Genomic DNA, 2,299 nt, shown 5'->3' on the forward strand with positions numbered 1-2,299 from the left:
GAATGCTTCTCAAAAACACCGTTGCCCCAGAAATCGAGGTTACGCATACGATCATCTGCGGAGATAACTTCTTCGGATCGAATGAAGAGACCGCGATTGAAACCATCATCGGCTACCTGAAGGGGGTGGAATTCGACCTCTTCATTGCAGGACCTGCATTCCTCGCTGGACGCTACGGTTTTGCCTGCGCCAAAATCTGTAAGGCCGTAGAAGAAGAGTTTGGGGTTCCAGTCGTAACTAGCATGCATGTAGAAAATCCGGCTGTGGAAATGTTCCGCAAGGATCTCTACATATTTGAAGGCGGCGATAGTGCGGGGGCGATGCGCAAGGATGTACCAGCTCTTGCTAAGTTTCTAAAGAAACTGGCCAACGGCGAACCGCTAAAGTCAGCCCGTGAGGAAGGGTATTTCCCAAGAGGTATCCGCTTTGAAGCGTTTACCAATGAATTAGGGGCTGACCGTGTCGTCAACATGCTGTTGAAAAAGTTAAACGGCGAAGCGTTTATAACGGAAATGCCCATGCCGAAGGTGGACCGAGTGGCCATTGCGCCTACGGTTGATTTAAGGGATGCTACCATTGCTTTTGTAAACTCTGGAGGAATTGTCCCGGTAGGAAATCCTGATCGCATCCAGTCCGCTTCAGCTACAAAATGGGGCAAATACAGCATCGCTGGCCAAGATTCTTTAAAGGGTGGCGAGTGGCAGACCATCCATGCTGGGTTCGACCCTTCCTTTGCCAATGAAAATCCGAATGTCATCGTTCCGCTTGATGTGCTGCGTGAGTATGAGAAGGAAGGAAGAGTTGGCAAAATCCACGACTATGTATACTCAACGGTCGGAACAGGGACAACCCAAGCCGATGCTAGCCGCATGGGAGCCGAAATTGCCCAGCAGTTAAGGGATGCCAACGTATCTGCTGTCATCATGACATCCACCTGAGGGACTTGTACTCGTTGCGGTGCAACGATGGTGAAAGAAATTGAAAGAGCAGGCATTACGATTGTACAAATGGCCAATCTTGTATCCATTGCCAAGACAGTGGGAGCCAACCGGATTGTGCCAACGGTTTCCATTCCTCATCCGCTGGGAGATCCTAACCTATCGCCGGCAGATGAACGGAAAATGCGTAAGTATCGCGTAGGGGTGGCTTTGCAGGCTTTAGAAACAGGGGTTGAAGAAGCGACGATTTTTGAAGTGAAATACTAAAACTTGAAATTAAAGGAGAGATCAGCATGTTAAAAGATAAAAAGATCATTATCGTTGGAGAAAGAGACGGGGTTCCGGCTCCTGCGATTGCCGAGTGCGTGAAAGCGAGCGGCGGAGAAGTCATCTTCATGGATACCCAGTGCTTTGTTTGAACGGCGGCAGGCGCTATGGACCTTGAGGTTCAAGGTTCTTTAATTAAAGCTGTAGAGCAATTCGGAAAAGATAACGTGATGGTGATCCTGGGATCTCCTGATGCGGATAGTGCAGATATCTACGCTGAAACCGTGACGATGGGTGACCCAACCTATGCCGGACCTTTAGCCGGTGTGGCTTTAGGCTTGCAAGTTTATCATGTGCTGGAAGACGAAATCAAAGCGATTGTTCCAGAAGAGATTTACCAGGAGCAAATTGGTATTATGGAGCTTTCTCTTGATAAGGACGGCATATGCGAAATGATGAAAACAGCTCGGGCTAGATGCCTATAAATATAAAATCAATCAAGGGGTCGGATGCCCGCCCCCTTGATCCCATATCAGATTAGGGGAGGGGTCATTAAGTGAGCGAACAAAAAATTTACGATGTCATTATTGCGGGGGCAGGTCCGGCCGGATTGACGACAGCGGTCTATACGGCACGTGCGAATATGAGTACGCTGATGGTGGAAAAGGGAAGTCCTGGCGGGCAGATGATGAACACGGAAGAGATTGAAAACTATCCGGGATTCAGCACCATCTTAGGGCCGGAGTTGTCCAAGCTGATGTACGATCATGCGATCAAATTTAACGCGGAGCATCTGCGCGGAAAAATTAGCGACATCAAGGATGGCCATCCTTATAAAACCGTTGTGATCGATGGACAGGATTATCTGGCCAAGTCCGTCATCATCACGACAGGCGCCCTTCCAAGAAAGCTAGGCGTACCAGGAGAAATCGAGTTTGCCGGACGAGGGGTTTCCTATTGTGCGGTTTGTGATGGCGCCTTTTTCCAGGATCTTGAATTGGTGGTTATTGGAGGCGGGGATTCGGCTGTAGAAGAAGCCCTATTCCTCACTCGCTTTGCTTCCAAAGTAACGATTGTCCATCGCCGGGATGAAT

3 protein-coding genes are annotated in these 2,299 nt (G+C 49.1%); all 3 read left to right on the forward strand.

Annotated elements, in window-relative coordinates:
* A partial coding sequence (locus ABLT31_RS38315; RefSeq protein ID WP_367760965.1) for a glycine/betaine/sarcosine/D-proline family reductase selenoprotein B occupies positions 1-1,205 on the forward strand: 1,205 nt, incomplete at its 5' end.
* Positions 1,206-1,231: 26 nt separating this feature from the next.
* A complete protein-coding gene (gene grdA, locus ABLT31_RS38320; protein ID WP_367760966.1) occupies positions 1,232-1,690 on the forward strand; it encodes a glycine/sarcosine/betaine reductase complex selenoprotein A in 459 nt (152 codons plus the stop codon).
* Positions 1,691-1,761: 71 nt separating this feature from the next.
* A partial coding sequence (locus ABLT31_RS38325) for an NAD(P)/FAD-dependent oxidoreductase (RefSeq protein WP_367760967.1) occupies positions 1,762-2,299 on the forward strand: 538 nt, incomplete at its 3' end.

The organism is Ammoniphilus soli (assembly GCF_040813775.1).